15 protein-coding genes are annotated in these 16,964 nt (G+C 59.6%); 5 read left to right on the forward strand and 10 right to left on the reverse strand.

The genetic code is table 11. The annotated features are described in order from the left end of the window. Positions 1-4: 4 nt before the first annotated feature. The 3 genes from GHO03_RS10045 to GHO03_RS10055 are packed head-to-tail and all read right to left on the reverse strand — an operon-like array spanning position 5 to position 2,651. Positions 5-346 carry a cupin domain-containing protein gene (locus tag GHO03_RS10045; RefSeq protein WP_133144652.1) on the reverse strand — a complete coding sequence of 114 codons (342 nt, stop codon included), beginning with the start codon at positions 344-346 and terminating at the stop codon, positions 5-7. Between the two features lie 31 nt (positions 347-377). After that, on the reverse strand, positions 378-1,784 hold the full coding sequence (locus tag GHO03_RS10050; RefSeq protein ID WP_095032122.1) for an FAD-binding oxidoreductase: 1,407 nt from the start codon (positions 1,782-1,784) through the stop codon (positions 378-380). A gap of 48 nt (positions 1,785-1,832) precedes the next feature. Continuing rightward, on the reverse strand, positions 1,833-2,651 hold the full coding sequence (locus GHO03_RS10055) for an AraC family transcriptional regulator (RefSeq protein ID WP_095020072.1): 819 nt from the start codon (positions 2,649-2,651) through the stop codon (positions 1,833-1,835). A gap of 241 nt (positions 2,652-2,892) precedes the next feature. Between GHO03_RS10055 and GHO03_RS10060 the strand changes: the two genes are divergently transcribed. Then, the gene (locus GHO03_RS10060) at positions 2,893-3,171 is read left to right on the forward strand and encodes a DUF1652 domain-containing protein (protein WP_095023367.1); all 279 of its coding nucleotides are present in this window, start codon (positions 2,893-2,895) and stop codon (positions 3,169-3,171) included. Between the two features lie 135 nt (positions 3,172-3,306). Here GHO03_RS10060 and ggt read toward each other — a convergent pair whose 3' ends face one another. After that, complete coding sequence (gene ggt, locus GHO03_RS10065) at positions 3,307-5,082, reverse strand: gamma-glutamyltransferase (RefSeq protein WP_256666464.1); 1,776 nt, start codon at positions 5,080-5,082, stop codon at positions 3,307-3,309. 68 nt (positions 5,083-5,150) lie between these two features. Further along, a complete protein-coding gene (locus GHO03_RS10070; protein ID WP_372241724.1) occupies positions 5,151-7,622 on the reverse strand; it encodes a UvrD-helicase domain-containing protein in 2,472 nt (823 codons plus the stop codon). 257 nt (positions 7,623-7,879) lie between these two features. Between GHO03_RS10070 and GHO03_RS10075 the strand changes: the two genes are divergently transcribed. The 4 genes from GHO03_RS10075 to GHO03_RS10090 all read left to right on the forward strand — a co-directional run bounded on the left by GHO03_RS10075 (position 7,880) and on the right by GHO03_RS10090 (position 11,065). Next, positions 7,880-8,575, forward strand: a complete 696-nt coding sequence (locus GHO03_RS10075; protein ID WP_133145177.1) for a pirin family protein — start codon at positions 7,880-7,882, stop codon at positions 8,573-8,575. A 463-nt stretch (positions 8,576-9,038) separates the two neighbouring features. Beyond that, the gene (locus GHO03_RS10080) at positions 9,039-9,386 is read left to right on the forward strand and encodes a DUF6124 family protein (protein WP_095023364.1); all 348 of its coding nucleotides are present in this window, start codon (positions 9,039-9,041) and stop codon (positions 9,384-9,386) included. Positions 9,387-9,658: 272 nt separating this feature from the next. Continuing rightward, a complete protein-coding gene (locus GHO03_RS10085; protein ID WP_095000140.1) occupies positions 9,659-10,405 on the forward strand; it encodes an outer membrane beta-barrel protein in 747 nt (248 codons plus the stop codon). A gap of 243 nt (positions 10,406-10,648) precedes the next feature. Then, positions 10,649-11,065, forward strand: coding sequence for a hypothetical protein (locus tag GHO03_RS10090; protein WP_153399735.1), 417 nt, complete (start codon positions 10,649-10,651; stop codon positions 11,063-11,065). A gap of 72 nt (positions 11,066-11,137) precedes the next feature. On the opposite strand, the gene GHO03_RS10095 is transcribed toward GHO03_RS10090, so the two are convergent. The 5 genes from GHO03_RS10095 to GHO03_RS10115 all read right to left on the reverse strand — a co-directional run. Then, positions 11,138-13,351, reverse strand: coding sequence for a TonB-dependent receptor (locus GHO03_RS10095; protein WP_372241725.1), 2,214 nt, complete (start codon positions 13,349-13,351; stop codon positions 11,138-11,140). A gap of 114 nt (positions 13,352-13,465) precedes the next feature. After that, positions 13,466-14,461 carry a siderophore ABC transporter substrate-binding protein gene (locus GHO03_RS10100; RefSeq protein WP_138737954.1) on the reverse strand — a complete coding sequence of 332 codons (996 nt, stop codon included), beginning with the start codon at positions 14,459-14,461 and terminating at the stop codon, positions 13,466-13,468. Further along, complete coding sequence (locus tag GHO03_RS10105; RefSeq protein ID WP_138737953.1) at positions 14,458-15,237, reverse strand: ABC transporter ATP-binding protein; 780 nt, start codon at positions 15,235-15,237, stop codon at positions 14,458-14,460. Before GHO03_RS10105 ends, GHO03_RS10100 begins: the two co-directional genes overlap by 4 nt. Beyond that, a complete protein-coding gene (locus tag GHO03_RS10110) occupies positions 15,234-16,184 on the reverse strand; it encodes an iron chelate uptake ABC transporter family permease subunit (protein ID WP_153380318.1) in 951 nt (316 codons plus the stop codon). Before GHO03_RS10110 ends, GHO03_RS10105 begins: the two co-directional genes overlap by 4 nt. After that, positions 16,181-16,964: ABC transporter permease (locus GHO03_RS10115; protein ID WP_153399740.1), on the reverse strand; the 784-nt coding region annotated here is incomplete at its 5' end. The genes GHO03_RS10110 and GHO03_RS10115, both read right to left, overlap by 4 nt.

The raw sequence follows: 16,964 nt of genomic DNA on the forward strand, positions 1-16,964 counted from the left end.
GCGATCAAAGGATCAATACATAGGTCTTGCGCACGGTTTCCTGGATATCCCAGATACCGGTGCTGTTGGCAGGCAACATCAGTGCATCGCCCGCTTCTATGGTCAGGGTTTCACCGTTGTCCGGAGTAAAGGTGCAGCGGCCTTGAATGAAGTGGCAGAACTCCTGCTCCATGATCTGCCGGCGCCATCGGCCCGGGGTGCATTCCCAGATACCGGTTTCGACGCCGTCGTTACGCTCCACGCAGGTCAGCGAGGTCACCGCCACCGGTGTACCGAGGGGCGCGGCCACGGGGAAAGACTCCTGCAACGTCACCTGGGCGGTGTTTTTGAACTGGGTAATGCTCATGGCGTGCTTCCTGTTGAACGCAAATGTCGGATTACTTCATAAAGCCTTCCATCACCCCGGCCAGGCGGCGGGCAAATTGCCGACGCCAAGGCGGGCTGTTGGGGTTGGCCAGGGTTTTGTCTTCGTACACAAAGCTGCGAATGATTGCGTTGTAACCCAGCCAGCGGCACGGCTCTGGCTCCCAGCTCTTCAGCGCACCCAACCCGCCTTCGGTCAAGACCCAGGGCTGGCGGACTTCGAGGGTGTCGCGCTGCAGGATCAGGTCGGCCAGGGTGCGCCCGCCCAGATGGCTGGCCCCCACGCCCTCGCCACCGTAGCCGCCGGCCAGGGCAATGCCCTGCTGCCGATCACACAGCATGTGCGGCTGAAAACGTCGCGACATCCCCAGGTTGCCACCCCATGCATGGCTGATTTCAACGTTTTTCAGTTGCGGGAACAGTTCGCTGAACAAATAGCGACGCAGTTCGATTTCATCGCGGCTGAGGTCAAAGTTCTCACGCAGGCGCCCGCCAAACTGATATCCGCCCCGGGCACCAAATACCAGGCGGTTGTCGGCCGTGCGCTGGCCGTAAGTGACCTGACGGCTGCTCTCACTGAAGGCCTGGCCCTTGCACAGGCCAATCTCGTCCCACGTGGCTTGAGGCAATGGCTCTGTTGCCACGATCAGACTCTGTACCGGCAGTTGATAGCGGCCCAAAGGCGCCAGGGTGTTGGCATAACCTTCCACGGCAGGCACCACCCAGCGGCTGCGCACCTGCGCCCTGGCCGTGCGAAGGAACCCTGCCTGCCACTCGGATACCGGGCTTTGTTCGTAGATCTGTACACCCATGCGCTCAACGGCGCGGGCCAAACCACGCACCAGTTTGGCCGGGTGAAGGGTGGCGATATGCGGTGTGAAAATCCCGCCATAAGGCCGGTTGATGCGGATCTGTTGCGCCAGTTCGGCCGGGGTGAGCCAGCGGTAGTCGGATTCGTTCAGGCCTTCGGCATACAGGCTGGCCAGATAACTGCGCAAGCTGGCCTCCTGCTCCGGGTAGCGCGCCGCGCAATACAAGGCGCCCCCTTTACGGTAATCGCAGTCGATACCCTCACGATCGATAACATTCTTCACTTCATCAGGAATACCGTGCAACAAGTCGAAGGATTCCCGGCGCTGCTCCACAGACAGGCCTGCAAGCAAGCGGTCTTCGCCCAGCAGGTTGCCCATCAGCCAGCCGCCATTGCGCCCTGATGCACCAAAACCGGCCGTTTGCGCTTCAACAATGGCAATGCTCAGTTCAGGCGCATGGCGCTTGAGGTAGTACGCGGTCCACAGCCCGGTATATCCGGCGCCGATGATAGCGACATCGACATCCAGATCGTGCTCAAGGGACGGTCGGGGTGCGAGTTCCTCCCCAAGCTGGTCCATCCACAAACTGATTGAGCACCATGCTGGCATTGCCGACTCCACACCGATCCAGGAATGGCTCGATCCTAGTCGCAGGCATCAGGGCGCGTCTTGCGTGCGTGCCCGCAAAGAAATTTGTTTGGCATAGGCTTTGGGCGATTGCCCGGTGTGCTGGCGAAAACAGCTGTAAAACGCCGAAATCGAGTTGAAGCCTGCTGCAAAGGCCATTTCATCAACCTTGACCGACGTCTCGGCGGCATCCATCGCAGCCAGTACATGGCGTAATCGTGCGTGATTGAGATAGCGGTAAAAGCTTTGCCCCAGCACCTGATTGAACAGATACGACAGCTGATTGCGTGTATAGCCACAGGCTTTGGCCACTTGTTGCAAGTCCAGCTCGGGGTCAAGCCAGGGTTGCTGTCGTTCGAAGTAGGTTTGCAGGTCACGGGCCATAAAGCCCAGCTGCCGCGCCGAAAGCCCCAGGCGGCTGACCGCGGGGCGTGTTGAGCCCTGCCGTGCCGGATTGACGGCTGACTCATGAACCAGCGAGGCGTACTCGTTGACGCGCCAGATCAAACCATCGCGCACGGTAATGGCTTCACTGGCACGAAATGACACCAACCCCTGGCTGCCGCGCAAGGTCATGCGGTACTGAATAAAGGCGGTATTGCCATCCAGACGGATGCGATCACTGTGCTCAAGGGCTTCATCCGGTTCTCTGGGCATGGACGACTGCACATACTCGCGCAGTTCATTGAACACCATGACCCGATTCTGGAAGAAGTCGTTGTAGGTCACATCGGGGTGATACAACGCCATTACCCCGTCCAGATCCCGATGCTTCCAGCACAGGTGGTAACGCAGCACGGTTTCGCCGGTGGCGCGGGTATTTTCGGGACCGTCGTCTGGAGCTGGCATGGGGGGCTCGAAGGTAAAAAAACACAGAGTGCCGAGTTTGCCCATGGGCTTCAATGGGTACTGGCTGCGGATAAATAACCTAAGTGCATGATTCACATCAAAGTACGGGCAAACAACCGGGTTGCGGGAAAAATAAGGCTTAGCAGCAACTCTCCCGAGTGTTAGGTTTGATCACGAAATACTTGAAAACCTATGCGGTCAGAAACAACCGCCCCTTATCTTGAGCTAAAGGAATTGCTCTATGTACCCCATGGACAACATCAACAAAGTCACCTTCCCCAATGCCTGCCAACTGATGCGCTGGCACTTCCACCCGATGGGCTTCGAGGCAACCATGGACGCACCAGGCAGCATGGTCGCCCGTTTGTTTGACCGTGCCAGTGGTGAAACCGTGATTACCGTCGCCGGTATCCCCTGCTCGGCGGTGATGACCCCCGGTCAAGTGGGGCGCCTCATTCAATGCGTAGAAGACGAACTCGAGAGTTTTGTGCCGCCCATGACGTGGCAGGCGCAGGCCTGAGTTTGCTGTAGATACTCTGCTACAGGTCAAGCCCTATTGTGGGAGCGAGCCTGCTCGCGAACGACCTTCGCGAGCAGGCTCGCTCCCACAGTTACAGTTTTCCTGCAGCTGAGGAGCGAAGCGATGCTGCAGACATCAATCCCCCAAGGCAGTGCCTTCACGACGCGGATCGGCACCGCCAGTCCAACCGTCCCGGGCGCGCACAATAATCTGCGTGCCACTGGTCATTTCGATCAGCGCCACCTTGTGCCCGCGGTCTTGCAACTGTTGCACCAGCGCCGGGCTGAACCGGCCAGCCTCAAGCTCAGTGTCCACATTGCGGCTGCCAAAGTTGGGCAGGCTGATTGCGTCCTGGGGGTTCAGCTTCCAGTCCAGCAGGCCAACTACCGACTTGTTGACGTACTCGATGATTTGCGAGCCACCCGGTGAACCAATAGTTGCGACCAATTCGCCACTTTTGCGTTCGAACACCAGGGTCGGGGCCATTGAAGAGCGCGGGCGCTTGCCCGGCTCGATGCGGTTGGCCACCGGCTTGCCGTTTTCTTCGGGAATAAACGAGAAGTCGGTGAGCTGATTGTTAAGGATAAAACCCTGGGTCATTACGTGTGAACCAAACGCAGCCTCAACCGAAGTGGTCATGGCGATCGCCCCGCCCTGGTCATCGACAGCGGATATGTGGGAGGTCGAAATGCGCAGTGGCGAGCGATCAGGAGCCAGGGCAAGGTTAATGCCTGCCGGAACACCGGCCTCGGCACGGCCCATGCTCTTGTCACCGATCAGAGCGGCCCGCGTCCTGAAATAGGCTTTATCCGTCAGCCCTTTCACATTGACTGGTACGAAGTCGCTGTCCGCCAGGTACTGTGCCCTGTCAGCGTAAGCCAGGCGCTCGGCTTCTGCGATCAGGTGTACCGCTGAAGGCGAAGGCTCAAGACCTGCACCGGAGCTGCTCGGTACGGGGGGCATGCTGGCGAGATCGAGGGCCGGGGATTTATCTTGCAGGGCCTCAAGAATCCCCAGGGTCTGCAACACCGCGACACCGCCCGAAGACGGTGGTGGCATACCGCAGACTTGCCACTGCTTGTAGTCCGCACACACCGGTGTGCGCTCCCTGGCCTGGTAACCACTGATATCCGCCAGGGACAGGGTCCCGGCACGAGGGTGGGATCGAACGTTGTCGACCATCGCCTGCGCGACGGCCCCCTGGTAAAACCCATCGGCGCCACGGCTGGCAATTTTTTGCAAGGTGCGTGCAAGTTCCGGGTTTTTCAGCAAGGTGCCAACCGGCAACGCTTGCCCTTGAGGTGTAAGGAAATACCGGGCCATTTCCGCCGAGCCGGCGATAAACCTGTCGGCGGCGATTTGCGTATGCAAGCGCTGGGAAACAGGAAAACCTTCGCTGGCCAGTTTGATTGCCGGTAGGAACAGATCACTCCAGGGCAGTTTGCCATGCTGCTGATGGGCCATTTCCAGCGCCCTGAGCACCCCGGGCACGCCGACTGAACGTCCGCCTATCTGGGCCTCGGAGAAAGGCATCGGTTGACCTTCTGCCCCCATGAACATCCCCGGGGTGGCACCTGCCGGAGCAGTTTCGCGGCCATCATAGGCCTGCACCCGCTTGCCGTCCCAGTACAGAATAAACGCACCGCCGCCGAGGCCACTGGACTGGGGTTCAACCAGTGCAAGTACGGCTTGCATGGCGATTGCTGCATCGATTGCCGAGCCGCCCTTGCGCAGTATTTTCTGCCCCGCCTCAGTGGCCAGCGGGTTGGCTGCAGCAGCCATATGCCGGGTGGCGTGTACCGGGGCCATATCGGTACGCAAACCCGAGGCTATTTCGGGCGCAGGCGGCAACTCGGAGGGCTTGTGCAGCTCGGGCTCCCCGGTACTGCATCCGGCCGTCCACAGGGCCAGGGCTGACAAGGCGAATACGCGCAGACTGTTGTTTTTGGCAAGCAGAAGATCAATCAAAAGGTATTCCTTCAATTATTGTCAGTGAGTCGCAAGTCCTGAAAGAACGCCTTGCCCTGGGACACACGGTCCGAGGCCCTGGGGATATTCGGACCCTGGGCATCCTGGTTTTCCACATACCAGTAACAATGCTTCACTGCCCGGGTAATACCGACATAGGCCAGACGCAGGATTTCATCTTTCTGGGCATTGTCATACGGCTCGGGGTCACCCTCCTTACCCAGACCGGCCATGCGGTAAACCTGGTTCTTATAAGGTGAGGTTGTCAGATGCTGACAATCCCCCAGCAGGAAAACAGCATCCGCCTGCAAGCCCTTGGAGCTGTGATAGGTCAGCTGCTTGAGCCTGCGATCTTCCGGCGCCAACCTCGAATCAACATTAACTACTGATTGAATATCCTTTTCTATCAGAAACTTATCGCTGCTTTTTCGAAACAACATCAAGATACTGTCCCCGGCGTTGTAATGCTCGATCAACTGCGCGGCCAACCCCTGGTCATCGCGATGCAGCACATTGACCGGGACTGCCACCTTGGGCTCACCGCTGGCCTTGGCCCGCTTGCCGGCAATGGACGGCGCGGCACGCACGATATGTTCGGCGGCATCGATGATGTGTTGATGGCTGCGAAAGTTGTCACTGAGCATCACCCGGGTGGTGGCAGGTGACGGAAATTCCTTGTTGAACTCCATGAAGTATTTGGGCGAACTGCCCCGCCAGCCGTAGATCGATTGCCAGTCATCGCCCACACACAACAACGATGAACGCTGGGCTCCACGGCCTACATGCATGGCCGGGCCACGGCTGCGGATCTCGCGCAAGCTGGCGCGTAGCCAGGACACGATCTGTGGTGAGACATCCTGAAACTCATCAATCATCAAATGCGACAACGGCCGCAGTTGCTCATGGCTGAGCAGCTTGAAGTTCTGCGGGGTGTTCTCGCCAAACAGGGAGAACATGCGGTTATAGGTCATCACCGGCGGGGTCTGTGCCAGCAGGTGGTCTTCCAGCGCCCGCCAGAACAGGCTCAAGGCCTCAAAAAAGAAACGGTCTGGATCATCCTTGGCAAAGCGCATATCGCCCACTGCGGCGGCCACGTCCAGCCCCAGGTTTTCAATAAAACTGGCGGCGGCGACAAAACTGTCGAGCAAAGGCGCCGAGCCCAACTCACCTTTGAGCTTGTAATCAAAGCCGGGGCCTGCGCTGGCATCCCCGGCGAGGGCACTGACAACACGCTTTGCAGACTCGTAGTTTTCCAGCCATATCAATGGCTTGCTGCAAAAAGCTTGAAACAGGGTGCGCTTGACTGCCCACTCGGCGCGCACGCTGAGCTTGGCCCCGGGGCGGCAGATCTGCGGGTTTTCACGGGGATCGAAGCCCAGTACCACCCAGGCATCCAGCTCGGCAATATAGCCGTGGCAATGGAACTGCGCGCCATTGATCTCGATGGTTTCGCGGTTGGGCTCAATGCCTTTGATCGGCCAGGCGCCGGCGGCAAACCAGAGGTCTTCCAGGGTGTCGCAGAGTTCTTCGTCGCGCCTGGCGGCCAGTTCGGTCACCGCCATGCGTTTTTGCACATCAGGATGGTAGCGCTCCAGCTCCTTGAGCTGCAAGGCATGCAGTCGCAGTGGTGCCAGGGTCTGACGGAAGCGCTCATCGCGGTTATATAGCCCGTGATAACAGGCATTCAGTTGCTGACGCTGGGCATCGTTGATCCGCAGGTCAAACGGGTTGCTGTCGATCTCGTCGTCGTTGAGCAGGCTGCGGCTATTCAGGGTCTCGAAGGCCTGTAACTGGCTATAGCCGGGCAAGCTGCGCACCATGGGCAAAATCCGCGAGTGAAAGGTACGCACCACATCCCGGGCTACCTTGAGCGACAGATTGCGCCCCCACAAGGCGAAGATTTCCTGCAGCTTCTTGATAAAGTCCTTGCGCGACTCCCGGGTAAAGGTCACCACGGTCATCGAATCGAGTTCAAAGCCCAGGTAATGGGTCAGTAGCAGAATGCGCAACACCAGCGAGGTCGACTTGCCGGCTCCGGCGCCTGCAACCACCGAGGTCGACGGGGTATCACTGAAGATCATCTTCCACTGTGCGGCACTGGGCTGGGCATGCTCGGGCAGGTTGGCAGCCACGTCGGCCTTGATCAGCTTTTTCAGTTCCGGGCCCAGCGGCAGGCGCCAGTCATCGAACAGATTCTCGTCGATCCCGGGAGCACGCAGCTCCTGCGGGCGCATATCGCTGATAAACAGCACCTGGCGACCCTCTTCGAGCCCTTCGGCATGCCCCTCCTTGAAACCGTAATCCACCCCGGCACTGTGCCCGCTGCGGAACCCGTCTGCCTGGCCCTGCAGCCAGGACGGCGCATGTTGCGCGCGCAAACGGCTCAAGTCACTGCCAAACACACGCGCGGCAAGGCGCTTGAGCAAGGGCAATTGGGTAATGGGGGCAAGGTCTTCAGGCAGTTCGGGATTGTGTTGCGGCACGCTGACTCCAGGGTGTGAGGCTGTCCGGGTGGAGGGGCTATGGTCACCCCATTGCGCGCCGATTTCTAGCTAATTGCTTGGGCATCAGCCGTTTAGAGCCTGTACTAAAGGTAAATAGCGATTGACTGGCTTGCTAATGCATCTAGTAAACCGATTGGTTTAACGCATTTTTTCAGCTTTTTATCGATATGTTGCTGATGGAGAATCACCTCATCGCCAACCGGTCAACCCTTGGCACCCTTCTCAGGAGAAGCATCATGCTTGAACTCAGACCTTTCAATACGCTGGGCGGAGCAAACCACGGCTGGCTGGACGCCCATCATCACTTTTCGTTTGCCGAATACTACGACCCGCAGCGGATGAACTGGGGCAACCTGCGGGTCTGGAATGACGACGTGATCGCCCCCGGCACCGGCTTCCCGAAACACCCGCACCGCGACATGGAAATCATCACTTATGTCCGCGAAGGTGCTATCAGCCACGAAGACAATCTGGGCAACAAGGGTCGTACCGAAGCCGGTGATGTACAGGTGATGAGCGCCGGTACCGGGATTGCGCATAGCGAATACAACCTGGAGTCCACACCGACCCGGATCTTCCAGATCTGGATCGTACCCAACCAGCAGGGTGATGCTCCGGCGTGGGGTGCCAAGCCTTTTCCCAAGGGCGGCCGTGAGGGTTTTGTGACCCTGGCCAGCGGCAAGGAGGGTGACCCTGAAAGCCTGCGCATTCGTGCCGATGCGCGACTGGTAGCGGCGAACCTTAAGGCCGGGGAAACCACCGAGTACCGTCTGGACAGCGGCCGGCGAGCCTACCTGGTGCCTGCCACCGGGGTGATCGAGGTTAATGGTCTTCGGGCCAGCGCACGGGATGGTGTGGCCGTTGTCGATGAGACCCTGCTACGGGTCACCGCGATTGAAGACAGCGAGATTGTGCTGGTGGATGTGGCCTGATTCGCCTGTTGCGGCGGTCGACCAGCCTGTTAGAAGCAAGAGTGCGCTGCGTAATCTCCTGTCGCCGCTGCCGAGGAACGCAGCCTTCGTTGCCGGCCGCGGCGACAGGATCGTGGCAGGCTTTGGGCCTTTAACATCAGCCGTTTCGTACGACGTTTCGCTTTCATTCCAATGAAACATCCTAGAAAATCTTGCTCGCTTGCGCCGCCTAAAATCGGGGAATAGTCTCGTCCCATCGCTGCAAAATCAGCGGTCGGGTTTAGTAGCCCGGTTTTAGTGTTTGGCGCAAGGCGCCACCTCCGTGAGGCGCTTTTTACGGCCTGCGTTTTATGGTGGCCGTGCGCAGGGTGCCCTCGGGCACACCGGTTCCCAAACACGCCGGTCTACTAACCTGTGCACGGCTGCCACCCATTCGTTTAGTAGCTAAAAGTGGCAGCTTCCTTAACGTGTTTGGAGTTAAGCCATGAAAAAGATCACCCCCGACCCACCCGTTTTACCCCTCGATGCTGCTGACGGTAACGACCCGTTGCTGGACCGTGCCGCCACCGACCGTGCGCTCAATTTCTACCTGCAAGGCCATAGGCCCGTTCGCGCTTCGGGCACGGCCCTGTTTGCCATCCCGTCCAGTGTCAATTCAGAAGCGGCCCTGGCCCAGGCGTCAGACTTGTTGCGCTGTGCGGGTGCCTGCGCGAATGAGGCGGGGAATGGTCTGAGCGGCCCTGCGCGCGACCTGGTGTTGTCGACCCTGCACCTGGTGGAGCTGGCCAAGGGGTATGTCGACAAGTCGCTGGACACGCTGGTAACGCACTAAAGCAGCACGCGCCTGATTGGCGACAGGCGCGTTATTTCTTTCATGTGTTTGCTCCTCCGGGATCTATGGCCACGGGTTTACAGCCCTCAAACCTGCAATAGCGGTAAGCAGCCACAACGGCTCAAGGTCAAAAAAGACCCCGGCGGGCATGGGGCAGCAAAACTTGATTCGGAGCGGGTTTTAGCTTCTTATCGATTCGCTCTGAACTTATCAGAGTCGTTATATCTAAATAGCCGTAAACATTTTTATCTACGTCATGGAGACATTCACGAATGCTTACCGCAAAACTGCTGCGTCACACCTGTGCCCTGGCGCTGTTCGGCGCACCATTGGCAGTGATGGCAGCCCCAAGCACTGACCCGCTCTTCACCGTCGGTTTACTGGGCTCCTACACCAAGTTCAAATTCGAAGGTGGTAGCAAATCCGACAAGGAGGATATGGGTCAGGCCGGTGTGTTCGCCAACTTTGGCAACAAGATGACCGCCGAATCCGGTTTCATCTACCAGATCGGTGGTGAAGCCAAATACAGCAAGAAAAACGACAACAAGCTCAAGGAAGCCCAGGCCGACCTCGACCTTGGCTGGCGCGCAGCGCTGGATGCCCGCAACTTCGTCGACGTTATCGTCGGTGGCGGTTACAGCTGGACCCGTTTCGAACCTGAAATAAACGACCTGGACACAACGTTGACCTTCAAATCGCCGTTTGCCAAGGCCGCACTGGGTTACAACCACCAGTTCGACACCTCGACCCTGCGTGTAGAAGTAGGCGCCCGTCACGCTATGGATGGTCGCGCACGGCTGAAAGTCGACGGCTTCGGCAGCGGCAACGTCGACATGAAAGACCGCACCAACCCCTACGCTGAAGTTTCGCTGCTGATGAACCAGAACGGTGATATGCCGATCAATGCAGGCGTGTACTACACCCGTACGGAGTACAAAATCGACGAAGATTCGCCGATTGCCGACAACACCAAACTCAAGCGTGACGAGTTCGGCGTGAAGGTCGGTCTGGCATTCTGATCGCTTCTGGCAGGCCCCTTCAGCTGTCGGGGCCTGCATCGGCCGCATCGCCGCGGCTGCCCCTGCCTGATTCAGGCATCACTCAATGAGCCTTTTGCTGCGGAAAATCTATTTGCTTCCTGCAAATAGAGGACGCTATGCCGTTATCGAACTTTATGCCTGGTAAGCCGTCAAATTCTGCACAGGCAGGATTCTTACTCTCCTGCATACATCTCTTGATCACTTTCGATTCAGGTGAATGACATGCGTATTACATTACCCGCCCTGGTGCTGGGCATCGTGATTTCGCAGGGAGCAATGGCTGCCGGGGATGGATCTGCCGCGGTCGGAGGCGGTGTTGGCGGCGCACTGGGCAATATTGTCGGTCAACAGCTGGGCGGCTCTTCAGGAGCGGCCATCGGTGCAGGTGTGGGCGCCGCTGCCGGTAGTGCAGTGGGTGCACCCAGAGGCAGTAAAACCGAAGCCGCCATCGGTGGCGGCGTCGGTGGCGCTGGCGGCTCGCTTATCGGCGGTCAACTGGGCGGTTCCACCGGCTCTACCATTGGTGCCGGGCTGGGTGGCGCAGTAGGTGATGCAGTGGGCAATAACCTTGGCGACGACGGCGACAGACACAGCTCCGGCGGCAAGGGTAAGCACAAGCACAAACATAAGCACCGTTGACTTTCCAGTGTCCAATGGCCAAGAGCCCGACTTCGTGTCGGGCTTTTTTATTCGATATCTGGCGGCCCGCCTTTAGAAGTCAATGGTCGCGGACAACTCAAAGGTACGCGGCGCACCCAGGCCCAGGCTGGACAACAGCGGCGTCCCCCAATAGGCCTTGTTGGTCACGTTGTTCACACTCCCACGCAACGTCACCGGTTGGCTGGCCACCCGGGTGCTGTAGCGTGTGCCCAGGTCGTAGACCGTGTAGCCCGGTATCGACTGGGTATTATCGGCGCTGATGTATTGCTTGGACACCGAGGTGGCGTTGGCCGTCAGTGTCAGGCCTTCGATGACCGGGGTGTCCCATTCCACACCCAGCTTGCCCTGCAGCCGGGGCTGGCCAATGGCGGTCTTGCCCTCGTTGGTGCCGCCCTGGGCCTTGGTGATTTTCGGGTCGACATGGGCCACACCGCCCATCAGGCGTACGTCGTGCAGCGGCGAGCCGAAAAAGCCCCACTCGACCCCTCGGTTACGCTGCTCGCCGCCAAAGGAAAAGATATTGGTATCCCGGTCCAGGTAGCTGCTGGGGCGGGTAATTTCATACAGGCTCAGGGTGTGGGTGAAGTCACCGAGGTCTACCTTGAGGCCTACTTCCTTCTGCTTGGACTTGTAGGGGGCGAACACGTCACCGAAGTTTTTCGCCGTCATCGGTGCCGCCGCGCCCTCGCTCAGGCCTTCGATGTAGTTGGCATACACCGACACCTGGTCGGTGATCTTGACCAGCAGTGCCGCTGCCGGGGTGGTGGCGCCTTCGTCATAGCGGTTGGTGCGTGCGCCGGTGGATGTGCTGAAGCTGTCGGTCAGCACTTGCTGGCGACGTACACCCAGGGTCAGTTGCACCCGGTCTTCGAGAACCGACAGTGTATCGGCCAGGCCATAGCTGGTCAGGCGGCTCTTGGTATGGGCAATGTACGGGAAGCTCTTGGCCGCAGCTGGCCCCCACTGTGGGTGGTAGATGTTGGTGACCCAGTCCGCGCCCGGCACCGAGCGGCGCCCGTAGTCCTTTTGAGTGTCGCCGTAGTGTGTGGCATTGAGGGTCCATTGATGCTTGATCGCGCCAGTGTGCAGGTTGCCCTTGAGGCCGACCTCGCCGGAGGTTTTCTCCAGGTCCATTTTCAACTGGCCCATGGAGGTCTTGAAGTCACCCGCGTCGTTGAACACCGTCGCCATCATGGTGCCGCTGTACTCGTAATGGGTTGTGCTCATGCCATACGCCGCATAAGCCATCAGGTTGTCGCTCAGGTCGAACTCACCGCGCACGATGGCCCCCCGGTCCGTGGTTTGCACATAGGCCCAGTCAGGGTTGAGCAGAGTGTCGGCCTTGGGCGGTTTGGGCACGGCCACACCGGAAGCCAGGTTGATACCGCGGTTCTGCCCGCGCACACGGTCTTCACTTTGATACAGGTCGGCAGACAGCCGCACGCGTTCACCGCGCCAGTCCAGGCCCAGGGACGTGAGCTCGGCTTTCTGCCGCTGGTGGTTGATTGCGCCGTCACCGTCACGGTACACACCGTTGAAGCGTACGCCGAATTGCTGGTCTTCACCGAAGCGCCGGCCCACATCGAGATGGCCACCGAACTGCGCATCGGACATATAGGTGCCCGTCAGCCGTGTCAGCGGTTCGTCGCCGGCCCGTTTGGGTACCAGGTTGACCGCCCCTCCGACCGAGCCTCCCGGCGGCATGCCATTGAGCAAGGCCGACGGGCCCTTGAGCACTTCGATACGCTCATACATTTCCGGTGAAATCCGGTAATACGGGGCCACCCCAAACAGCCCGCCCATCATCACGTCGCTGATATTGCTGGCGAAGCCACGGATGGAGTAGTTCTCACTGAAGGTCCCGGTCAGGCCGTTGCTAAACACCGAGGGATCAGTTGCGGCAATCACCTGGGTGATGTTCTGCGCCTGACGGTCGGCAATGTACTGCTCCGTATAGCTGATGGTACTGAACGGGGTTTCCATAAAGTCCTTGTTGCCCAGCAGCCCAACCCGGCTGCCATAGGCCACCTGCCCGCCTGCGTAACCGGGCGGCAAGTCGGCCGGGGTGGCCATATGGCCCTCAACCATCGTGGCAGGCAGCGTTGATGCGCCGGGTTCTTTCTCGTCAGGGATGGTCTCGGCATGGGCTGCCAGGCTTGTCATGGCCAGCGTCAGCAACACGGCATGTACCGCCGTGGCGGTACGGTTCAGGGCAAAAATTGCGCGCGGGGGCGCAATGCGGGTAGGAAAATGACAGTGACTCACGTGAAGACTCCGTTGGACTGGCAGGGAATGGTTTTTGTTAATCTGAATCTAAGGAATGGTTTTAATGAGAATCGTTATATGGCCAGAAAAATGCCTGGCAGCCGCCTTCAGGCGTTAGCCCTGATAGCCCTTGATCACATCGTCGATTACCAGTTTCAGGGCGGTCGGACTGGCACCTGTGACGTACCAGGCCTGGGGATCGACAACGATCACCCGGCCGTTTTTCCAGGCGTTGGTCTGGCGCAGCAACGGGTTGCCCAGGCTCTCGATAGCCATTGCCGGGCGGTGTTCCATTACCGCCGTACGGTCCACGATGTAGATGATGTCGGGGTTGGCCTGCTGGATAAATTCGCTGGATACCGGTTGCCCATGCAGCCCCGCCTCTGCCGTAGGGCTGGCGGGTTTGACACCCAGGCCGGTGAAAATAAAGCCGTAGCGCGACTGCACGCCGAAGGAGCTGAACGCGCCGTTGTTATGCAGCACCACCAGCGCTTTTTCAGGGCGCCCGCGGGTGATGCCTCTCGCCTCCTCGACTTTCGCGTCCAGTGCCCGGGCTTTTTCCTGCGCGAGCCCCTGTTTGGCGAACATCTGCCCCAGGGTCAGCAGGTGCTGCCTGATCACCTCGATATGGCGGGTCTCGCTGTCACGATAATCGACATCGAAATGAACGGTCGCGGCCATCTCGCTCAAGGCTTGATAGTGGTTGGCCTGCAGTGAGGTGATCAGGATCAGGTCCGGCCTGGCGGCATGTACCCGTTCCAGGTTGGGCTGCACAATCGACCCCAGATCCTCGACACCCGGTGCATCCCGATAGCGGGCGAGAAAGTGCGGGATGAAATCCTTGGGCATGCCCGCCACGGGGACACCCAGTTGATCGAGGAAGTCGACTTCATTCATGTCCAGTGCAACCACCCGCTGCGGTACACGTTCAATGACCGTGGTGCCCAACTGGTGTTGCACCGTAAGCGGCGCAAAAGGCGTCTGCACGGCTTGCACAGCGGTGGCGGCCCGTGGGGGCTCTGCCGGTTTGTCATTGCAGCCCTGCACTGCCACGGCCGCGCCGAGCAGCAGGGCCAACGGCCATAACCGATCTTTGTTGTGGATCATCATTTCGCGTCTCTTTCCAGGGGGTTGAAGTAGTTGCACAGGCGACCGCGCGGGCTGTGGGTGATCTCGAAGTCCAGCCCGTAGAGTTCGCCCAGCCGCGCTTCGGTGATCACCTCGTCAACGCTGCCGGCGCAATGCACCGCGCCCGCCTTCATCGCAACGAAGTGATCGCAGTAGCTGGCGGCAAAGTTGATGTCATGCACCACCAGAATCACCGTGCGCCCCTGTTCGTCGCACAAGCGGCGCAGCGCCCGCATAATCTGTACGGCGTGCTTGATATCGAGGTTGTTCAGCGGCTCATCGAGCAGCAGGCAATCGGTTTGCTGGGCGATGGTCATGGCCAGAAAGGCCATCTGCCGCTGCCCGCCGCTGAGTTCGTCGAGGTAGGCATGGCGCAGCGCTTGCAGCGACAGAAAGGCGATGGCCTCGTCGATGATCCGTTGATCTTCGCCGGTCAACACACCACGGCTGTATGGGAAGCGCCCGAAGGCAACCAGTTCCTCCACCCGAAGGCGCAGGTTGAAGTCCGGTGACTGGCGCAAAGTGGCCACGCGCCTGGCGTAATCGCCAATCGCGATACCCGCGACCCCACGCCCCTCGATGCGTACTTCACCGGCCGTGGGCTCCATCAGCCGCGCTATCATCATCAACAGCGTGGTTTTGCCCGCGCCGTTGGGGCCGATCAGCGCCGTCAGTTGCCGGGGCGGGAAACTCGCGTCGACACCGCGTAGTACGGTCTTGCTGCCATAGGTTTTATGGATGCCGTGAACAGTGATCATGGAGCTCCTCGGGTACGCACCATCAACACCAGGAAATACCCGCCGCAGACCAGGTTGACGAGAATGCCGACGGTGGTTTTGTAGTTGAAGACATGCTCGACCAGCAGTTGCGCAACGATGAAAATGCCGATGGCAATCACGCTGCCCAGCGCCAGCGTGACCCGGTGCCTGAAGGTGCGGGCCAGCGCATAGGTGATGTTCGCCACGAAGATGCCCATAAACGCCGTGGGCCCCAGCAGGCTGGTTGAGACCGCCACCAGTGCCGCAATCAGCGCCAGGTGCAGGCGCACGCTGCGCCGGTAATCGACCCCCAGGGACATGGCCTGGTCGCGCCCCAGCGCCAGCACATCGAGGGTTGCCAAGGTTCTGCTGCCCACCAGGCACACGGCGCCCACCAGCAGCCCCGCAATCAGCAACTGCTGCGGCTGGACGCGGTTGAACGAAGCCAGGCTGAAACCCTGCAAAACCGAAAACTCGCCGGGGCTGACCTTGAGCTGGACAAACTGGGTGAACGTGCCTATCACCATCGTCAGCACCAGCCCGACCAACAGCAGGAAATACACGTTGCTCTTGCCGTTGCGCAGCAGGTAACGATGGATAAGCCACGAGTAGCCAAGCAACAGCAGCACAGACACCATAAAGTTGCCGTTACTGCCCAGTAACACCGCACTGCTGGTGCCCAGCAACAGCACCAGCAAGGCTTGCAACAGCAGGTAAATGGCCTCGTAGCCCATGATTGCCGGGGTCAGTATCCGGTTGCCGGTGAGGGTCTGGAACGTGATCGACGACCAGGCGATGCACACACCGCCAATCACCATGGCCATAAGCCGGGCGATCCGCTTGGGGATTACATAATCAAAATCCATGCCCGACCCCAACAACACGAAGGTCAGCGCCAGGGCCGCTACCAGAACCCATACCCCATGCCGGGGTTGCAGACGCCTCATCGGTGCCTCCAGATGATCAGCGCCAGGAACAGCACACCGCCCACGCTGCCTGCCATCAAGCCGATGGGCACTTCAAACGGGTAAATCAGCAGCCGTCCGAGGATGTCGCACACCAGCAGCATTGACGCGCCGCCCAGGGCAACGATGGGCAGCGTACGGCCCAGGTGGTCGCCATAACGCAGCGCCACCAGGTTGGGAATGACCAGCCCGACAAAAGGAATCGCCCCTACCGTGATGACCGTGGCTGATACCGTGACCGCCACCAGCAGCAAGCCCAGGGCAACGTTTGACGAGTAGTTCAGGCCCAGGCTTGTAGCCATGCCCTTACCCATGCCCAGCACGGTGAAACGGTGGGCATACAGATAGGCCAGGGCAACAATCGGCAAGATCAGGTAGATGATCTCGTAGCTGCCCTGCACCACCCTGGAAAAGTCGCCCAGCAGCCAGCCCTGCATGCTTTGCATGATGTTGTGGTGGTAGGCGTAGAACTCGGCAATGGCGCTCAGCACGCCGCCATACATCAGGCCGATGACCGGCACCAGCACCGTGTTTTTGAATCGGATCCGGCGGATGATCACGACAAATATCAACCCCGAGGCGAAGCAAAACACCAGCGCAAACAGCATGCGCCCTGTCGTGCCGGCGCCGGGCACCGCAGCCAGCGATACCAGGATGCCGAGCCTGGCCGCATCCAGCCCGCCCGAAGTGCCTGGCTCAACGAACTTGTTGTGCACGATGTGTTGCAGGATCACCCCGCACACTGCCAGGCCAGCCCCGGTC

The sequence above is a fragment of the Pseudomonas sp. FSL R10-1339 genome, assembly GCF_009600545.1.
Classification (GTDB): domain Bacteria; phylum Pseudomonadota; class Gammaproteobacteria; order Pseudomonadales; family Pseudomonadaceae; genus Aquipseudomonas; species Aquipseudomonas bubulae.

Excerpts from the sequence above, each read along its gene's own strand:
- GHO03_RS10045 (WP_133144652.1), bottom strand. The coding sequence starts at position 346 with ATGAGCATTACCCAGTTCAAAAACACCGCCCAGGTGACGTTGCAGGAG.
- GHO03_RS10050 (WP_095032122.1), bottom strand. The coding sequence starts at position 1,784 with ATGCCAGCATGGTGCTCAATCAGTTTGTGGATGGACCAGCTTGGGGAG.
- GHO03_RS10055 (WP_095020072.1), bottom strand. The coding sequence starts at position 2,651 with ATGCCAGCTCCAGACGACGGTCCCGAAAATACCCGCGCCACCGGCGAA.
- GHO03_RS10060 (WP_095023367.1), top strand. The coding sequence starts at position 2,893 with ATGTACCCCATGGACAACATCAACAAAGTCACCTTCCCCAATGCCTGC.
- GHO03_RS10075 (WP_133145177.1), top strand. The coding sequence starts at position 7,880 with ATGCTTGAACTCAGACCTTTCAATACGCTGGGCGGAGCAAACCACGGC.
- GHO03_RS10080 (WP_095023364.1), top strand. The coding sequence starts at position 9,039 with ATGAAAAAGATCACCCCCGACCCACCCGTTTTACCCCTCGATGCTGCT.
- GHO03_RS10085 (WP_095000140.1), top strand. The coding sequence starts at position 9,659 with ATGCTTACCGCAAAACTGCTGCGTCACACCTGTGCCCTGGCGCTGTTC.
- GHO03_RS10090 (WP_153399735.1), top strand. The coding sequence starts at position 10,649 with ATGCGTATTACATTACCCGCCCTGGTGCTGGGCATCGTGATTTCGCAG.
- GHO03_RS10100 (WP_138737954.1), bottom strand. The coding sequence starts at position 14,461 with ATGATGATCCACAACAAAGATCGGTTATGGCCGTTGGCCCTGCTGCTC.
- GHO03_RS10105 (WP_138737953.1), bottom strand. The coding sequence starts at position 15,237 with ATGATCACTGTTCACGGCATCCATAAAACCTATGGCAGCAAGACCGTA.
- GHO03_RS10110 (WP_153380318.1), bottom strand. The coding sequence starts at position 16,184 with ATGAGGCGTCTGCAACCCCGGCATGGGGTATGGGTTCTGGTAGCGGCC.